The organism is Psychromonas sp., assembly GCF_983033635.1.
In genome coordinates this window covers 1-6,412 of the sequence record NZ_CEZLMY010000188.1, presented here as the reverse complement: position 1 = coordinate 6,412, position 6,412 = coordinate 1, and the positions used below count along the sequence as shown (strand labels likewise).

Below are 6,412 nucleotides of genomic sequence, written 5' to 3'. Positions count from 1 at the left end.
TATAAGTATAAATGAGCACTTTCGACAACAAAATCGGATGAAATGGCAATAAGCTGAGTAGTTACAATCAGTCAATGCCCAGATACTTATGCACCTGTACCGATAAACGCCAGTTTCGCTCAATACAAACTCGGCTACATAGTTCGGTGGCATTGGCTTTTTGTGAAATAGGCTGCAAACAGATAGTTTTATCCTGCGTCGATGGCAATTGCGCCAGCAGTTTATCTAACTGCTCAATATCTTTTTCTCTGCCAACCGGATGTTTAATTTCATTAGCGCGTTCAAGTGCAGTTTGTAATACCACTTTTCCACCGCGCATATTAACTTTAGGTGAAAGTGTCACCCAGGTATTATCATCCACCAAGATTGGATAAGTACCACTGGTTTCAACTTGTGTTTGAAAACCAAACTCATGTAAAAGAGTAGTAAGTTCACGCAGATCCACCATGCAGGGTTCACCACCTGTGATCACCACTAAATTAGCGCTATAACGCAAACGCTTTATTTCATCAATAATACCTTGCGCGCTGACGTCTGCCCATTGACTAGACTGATCACTATGATCAGACAACTCACTCAAAGGAGCTTGTTTGTCGGGATCGATATCCCAAGTGTTTTTAGTATCACACCAGGCACAACCAACATCACACCCCTGTAAACGTACAAAAATTGCAGGCATGCCAGTGTAAAAACCTTCGCCTTGGATGGTTTGAAACAGTTCATTTACTTTGTAGTTTTGCTGCATTGACGTATTATACTCGCTTGATATTGGTCACCATTAATATGAGCCGATTTATAAGTGAATAGAGTAGGAAATACAAGCATTATGAACAAAAAAGTCGTTGTTATTTATTCGGGAGGGATGGACTCTTACACCGTTTTACACAAAGCCATTCAACAGGGTTTAACTCCGTATGCACTAACATTTGATTATGGGCAACGTCATATCAAAGAGATAGAAGTGGCGCGCAGCGTTTGTCAGGAGTTGGGAGTTAACCATAAAGTAATTGATATTTCAGCAATTAATCAGTTAATTGGTGGCTCATCATTAACCGATAACAGCATTGATGTGGCGCTTGGCCATTATCAAGAAGAGAATATGCTCTCTACTGTGGTGCCTAATCGTAATATGATTTTACTCTCTTTGGCGATTGGCTATGCCGTTTCTATCAAAGCTGAAAAAGTTTATTACGGCGCGCATTCTGGCGATCATGCTATCTATCCGGATTGTCGTCCTGAGTTTGTTGAGAAGATGAATGATGTGGCGGCAATAGCTAATTATGAGAAAACTGAAATTTTCTCGCCTTATTTAAATAGCGATAAAATTGGCATTTTAAAAGACGGTTTAGCAATGGGCCTTGATTACGGCAAAACATGGACCTGTTATAACGGCCGTGAAAAAGCTTGTGGCAAGTGTGGCTCATGTGTTGAACGCCTGGAAGCGTTTGCGGAAAATGGTGTGACTGATCCGCTTGATTACGAAGGTTAACTGTTAATCTTGGCAAAATTTTAGAAGCGATAATCATGCAAATGGTTATCGCTTTTTTGTTTGTGCTTCTGCCTTAATCACTGGTTACAAAAACTTCGTAGAAGATTTGGTTGTTTGCTGGCTTGCGCTTGAAGCGGTTGGTGTAATTTTCATTGTTGGAGTTTCGCCCTTGACGGCGTGTTACTTTTCTTTGCACAGCCAAAGAAAAGTAACCAAAAGAAAGGCTGCCCGAGCCATTTTTTAATATTGAAATGCCCAACAGCTTTTTAACGCACCATCTCAGACATTACATCCCTGTACTGACTGAGATTAGAGAAAACATCCATGTTTTCTCTTGCTAAAGCAGTCGTTCATTTCAATAAAAATGGACGGGGAATGCGCAGCCGAATTGGCTTAGATAAATAATAACCATTTAATTGTTAATTAAGTACCATAACTTGTTTAACTCTTTCAGATGGATCCAGTTTTAGCAGTACGTCATCTTTTAACAATTTCTTAATACAATCAAGTCCAATTTCAATAACTTCTTTACGTAAATCATCAATATTTTCTTTCTTTAACTTTTTACTTTTTTTACCGTGAACAAAGTTACTTCGAAAACTATAAATATCCTTAAGCCTAGATATAAAGGCTTCTCTTTTCTCCGCATTTTTTAAGTATTTTGCAATACTCCCTGTAACTTTAAATGAAGTTTCAGAAGCCCCGCTAAACATACCTTCCCAAGCAATTATCGCATCTACAATTGCATCTTCAGGATTTTTTCTCTCGAAAATCGCATAGTTCAATCTTGTTAAGGGAACATTTATAGGGGTTAAATCTGTTTTTGTCAGATGTCTAAACCAATCTTGAATATCACCTAAATCATCAGGTTGAATGGTTAGATATTTTTGTGGCTGACACTCACTATATGAATAATTTCCTGCGGCAATTAATGGAAATCCATTTTCAAAAAGTGAAGTACTAATTCCCTTATCTTCTAGCAGTGAAAACACCACTGAAAACTTTAAGCTATCTATTATCTTATTTTGTTGATCAAAAATAATGCTATTTTTTACTCCATTAAAACAGCTTGTTTGCAGGGACATTTTGGTTGAATGTTTAATCTCTAATACATTTCCACTTAGATATTTTTCATCTTCACTTGAATGTATCATTGCTGTTTTCGAAGTATGATAACTCGGATTTAAAATATCATTTATCTGTCTAAGATAAGCCTTGCCAAAATCAATTGAATCAAAGCCTTTTAGTGCTAAGCCCTTTATTCCAACAAAACTGGAATATTCTATTTCTTGATCTTTCGCTAATGCCCTTAGTAGATATAAATTATGCTTAATTTCTTCTAATACATCCTTTAAAGAGTATTTCATTTTATTACATGCATTTTGAAAAGAGCGACTGATAATAACTCCACAAGCCATTTCAACTTGAATATTGACTGATATTCCATCTTGAGTAGTAAAAACAAAGGCGTAATCTAAGCCTGTTTCATGGTTTGTTAATGCATCTAATTCATCTTTCTTTATTAATGAACTAAATTTTTTATAATCATCGCCACCAAAATGCAATCCATAACCACTAGGATGTGTGGATCCCATTAATTTAAGTAAAAGGGTTGGAAATTCTCGAATACAAAGTGCAGCAAGAAAATTTAAGACTTGATCATCTGACTTACTTTCCGGACACGCCCCGCCACAAAGTGTTCTGTAATAGTTAAACAAGCTGATTTCACCAACTTTACTTCTTGTTAGGAAGTATTCTAGGCTAGTCCCATCCGAACCTCTGCCATTATCCAAGACAAACTGAATACGATTGTCTTGTATCGTTTGCGACAAATCCCTTAATACAGATAACTGTATTTCTACAAATGAATACTTATCAAAATCAGTCTCATCATTAATCTTTTCATTTGTATTTAAAATGTAATTTAGGAGGTTAATGCCAATATACTGCTTGATGATTTGAAATTTATCTTTATTCATTTGTTTTAACCCATTTCGACTTTATAACATGTATTTATCAATCATTTAAATTCTTTATCTTATTCGCTTTATAGCTCGTTATCTAACGGATAGCTCTTGTTCTGTAAAATCAAACCAACACGGCTACGAAAATTTCCGTTTACGTTTTTCTTGGCTGGGAAATGACTTTAGCAAAGGAAATCATGGATGATTTCATTAGGCTTGGCTCAGCACAGGGATGTGCTGTCCAAGCCGGTGCGTTAAAAAGTTATTGAGCAGACAAGAATAAAAAACGTTCGGAACGGCACTTTTTTGGTTACTTTTTTCTTGCTGTTGAGAAAAAAGTAACTCGCCGACAAGGCGAAACTCCAACAAAGAAAGTTAAAACATTCGCTTCAAGCGCAAGCCTGCTCATTGTAGAATTAGAGAACAGCCAAACCTTTTTTGTTGTGGGCTAAAGCCCACGCCCCTTTTTACAAATTTAACAAATAAACCAAAGCAGCTAGGAATGGCCGTGCTGAGGTGGTGCGTTAGTTGGATTTAATACAACTCACTAGCAAATTCTTTTTCAACAATTGAAGTTGGGATGGCATAACCAAATACTTCAGAACCAATCGTTTCGCCAGCGCGATAAACAGCAGTATTAATACCAACCACTTCTCCATCTTGAGTAATTAATGGGCCGCCACTATTACCTGGAAGTATCTGAGTATCAGTAACAATATTCCCTCTTTCTTGGCCCATTATAATTCCCTTGGAGACATAATCTTTAAAACCCAGTGGGCTACCAATTGCATAAACGTCCATCCCTTGAGTGAAATGGTTTGTATTTTTAAGAAATGGGGTTTTGTAGATCCCGGTCAATTGTAGTAAAGCTAAATCAAACTCAGGGCTTAGCTTAACTAGGTTAGCCTGAAATTCAGTATTATCTTTGAGAATAACCTTAAATGTATTGGTGATTCTAGACTGCCTAATTTTCCTTTTTTGTTTTGAAAATGCGTCTTTGGCTTTTATATAGTCAGCTGTAATTTTTTTCTGTTCTTTTTTCTGATTATTGTAACGTTTTAAATAATAATTATAGGTATTCTGCATAGCCGCTTTGTCATCCTCGGCCGCGATAACAATACGTTTTTTGTAATCAGCTAGATCTTTTTCATACTTTTGCATCTCTAATTTTTTTTGCTGTAAATATTCTCTCGCTTCTTCTATTTTCAGCTCACCCGTCTCAATTTTTTGTTGCTCTGACTTCCAATACTTGGTTGCAGTAATACGCACAACATGTTTGTTAGTAATAATGTGTCCCTGCTCACTAACAAAAAATCCAGAGCCTGATCCTGTGGGGGTTTCTATTTTTACCACTGAAAGGGTCGCTTTTTCGATATCATTATTCGGCTGAATTAAATCGGTCAAATAGGCCTGCAGATCTTTACCTGTTTTCTTATTGGTTGATTCAAATTTTGTTTCTGCATTATCAACGTCAAGCAGCACTGCATTTTTATCTTCGCTGGGAATCACGTTTGTAAAATGCCATTTTCCTTCCTCATCTTTGTAGCGATATACCTCGGCATGACTGCTTACAATATATAGAGAAACAAGCATTATTAAGGTTGATACAATACGTTGGGACATTTTAATTATTCTCAAATTCATTAACGATTAAAGAAGTATATTAATTTTTCTAGGATTCTAACCAATATGAAATATTATTACCCGTTATAAGCCAACAAAATCAACAAATAATAATTACTATTTCAATGGCAAATTCGGGGACCAAATTCGGGGACAGCCAAACCTTTTTTATTGTGGGCTAAGCCCACGCCTCTTTTTACAAATACCCCCAACCAAAGCAGATAGAATCATGGAGTGAATTGAACGCCAGTTCAGGTTTATGAGCGGGACAGGCTCTGCTGTACACGGCACGGTAACTTATGCGACAACATAGTGTCACAAACTGGCTAAGATCTGCATGCCCTGTTTTTCTTGCTGTTGAGAAGTATATCTTCTTCGTACTGCGAAACTTCGTTTCGTTTACTCATCATTACTCGCCTTTAAGGCGAAAACAGCAACGATAAATGATCAATCATTAGCTTCAAGCGATAGCCTGTGAGAAACCAAATTGGCAGACTAAAAAAAGCGGATGGTGTTATCTATTTGTTCTAAACAAAATATTAGGATCTCCAGAATTGGGAGTTGCTTACTTGATTTTTTTGATTGTAGATTGTAGCTTGGCAATCGGTTTTACCACAAAGCCTAAAACCGAATAGCTGCATCTGGGCGTTATTACTTATCGTCCCTATCAATATTGGCTATTTTAAAAAATTACTGTTTTATTTTGTTTGGATCTTTCTTACCTTGTTAAATATACATTATACGAGCCTAATTTTGCTTTTTATCTCTTTGCCTGCACTATCCGGAGTTGACCTTGTAAAAGTAACTAAATCTGAAAATAGAATGTATTTGCTAGATAGGGGCAAAGTTATTAAAGAGTATCATGTCGCTTTTGGAGAAAACCCAAAGGGACATAAACAACAAGAGGGTGATAAAAAAACGCCTGAAGGGACTTATACCCTGGACTATAAAAAGGAGGATTCATCCTTTTACAGAGCAATGCATATTTCTTATCCGAATAGATCTGATCTTGCCAATGCAGCATCAAAAGGAGTGTCGGCAGGAGGTTTCATTATGGTTCACGGTCAACGAAATAAGGTGAGTAGGTTGTCTTCAATTATACAGCAGTACAATTGGACCAATGGCTGCATTGCACTTACCAACCCTGAAATGGATGAATTTATTGAGTTAGTTAACGTTGGTACTGCAATCCATATAGAGTGGTAGAAGTGTATCCCCATGATGCCTCAAGGTGCTTTATCAGGACTCTGCTCGGAGGCCAGAATAAGGCACTGCATGAGAGCCTTTCGAGCGATTAACTGCGTTAATCCTCTATCGGTAGATGTAAATGCAAGCA

The 6,412-nt window shown here is 37.0% G+C and carries 5 protein-coding genes; 2 read left to right on the top strand and 3 right to left on the bottom strand.

From position 1 onward, the window contains the following. Positions 1-67 precede the first annotated feature (67 nt). Positions 68-745 carry a 7-carboxy-7-deazaguanine synthase QueE gene (gene queE, locus AC4GME_RS16380; RefSeq protein ID WP_490378696.1) on the bottom strand — a complete coding sequence of 226 codons (678 nt, stop codon included), beginning with the start codon at positions 743-745 and terminating at the stop codon, positions 68-70. A gap of 81 nt (positions 746-826) precedes the next feature. On the opposite strand from queE, the gene queC reads away from it, so the two are divergent. Next, positions 827-1,489 carry a 7-cyano-7-deazaguanine synthase QueC gene (gene queC / locus AC4GME_RS16375; RefSeq protein WP_490378695.1) on the top strand — a complete coding sequence of 221 codons (663 nt, stop codon included), beginning with the start codon at positions 827-829 and terminating at the stop codon, positions 1,487-1,489. A gap of 419 nt (positions 1,490-1,908) precedes the next feature. On the opposite strand, the gene AC4GME_RS16370 is transcribed toward queC, so the two are convergent. Beyond that, complete coding sequence (locus AC4GME_RS16370) at positions 1,909-3,468, bottom strand: hypothetical protein (RefSeq protein ID WP_490379789.1); 1,560 nt, start codon at positions 3,466-3,468, stop codon at positions 1,909-1,911. Positions 3,469-3,987: 519 nt separating this feature from the next. Continuing rightward, a complete protein-coding gene (locus AC4GME_RS16365; RefSeq protein ID WP_490379788.1) occupies positions 3,988-5,091 on the bottom strand; it encodes a trypsin-like peptidase domain-containing protein in 1,104 nt (367 codons plus the stop codon). Between the two features lie 738 nt (positions 5,092-5,829). Between AC4GME_RS16365 and AC4GME_RS16360 the strand changes: the two genes are divergently transcribed. Continuing rightward, on the top strand, positions 5,830-6,282 hold the full coding sequence (locus AC4GME_RS16360; protein ID WP_490379787.1) for a L,D-transpeptidase family protein: 453 nt from the start codon (positions 5,830-5,832) through the stop codon (positions 6,280-6,282). Positions 6,283-6,412: the final 130 nt, after the last annotated feature.